This is a genomic window from Sulfitobacter sp. HI0027 (assembly GCF_001634775.1).
In the GTDB taxonomy this organism is placed as follows: Bacteria; Pseudomonadota; Alphaproteobacteria; order Rhodobacterales; family Rhodobacteraceae; genus Sulfitobacter.
Map to the genome: position 1 here is coordinate 1 of NZ_LWER01000332.1, position 217 is coordinate 217.

Sequence of the window (217 nt, forward strand, 5' to 3'; positions counted from 1 at the left end):
AGTACGCCGATACTGGCGGGTTCACCGACCACGTTTTCGCCGTCACCGCTCTGCTGGGCTTCCAGTTCATACCCCGCATCCGGGATCTGCCATCCAAGCGCCTTTACCTCTTCGATCCAACATCCTGCCCAAAAGAGCTGAAAGGCTTGATCGGTGGCAAGATCAGGGAACCCGTCATCAGTTCGAACTGGCCCGACATTCTGCGCAGCGCGGCCAC

1 protein-coding gene is annotated in these 217 nt (G+C 59.0%); it reads left to right on the forward strand.

The genetic code is table 11. The features are described 5' to 3' along the window. The coding region (locus A3722_RS16245; RefSeq protein WP_150120529.1) for a Tn3 family transposase at positions 1 to 217 on the forward strand (217 nt) is incomplete at both ends.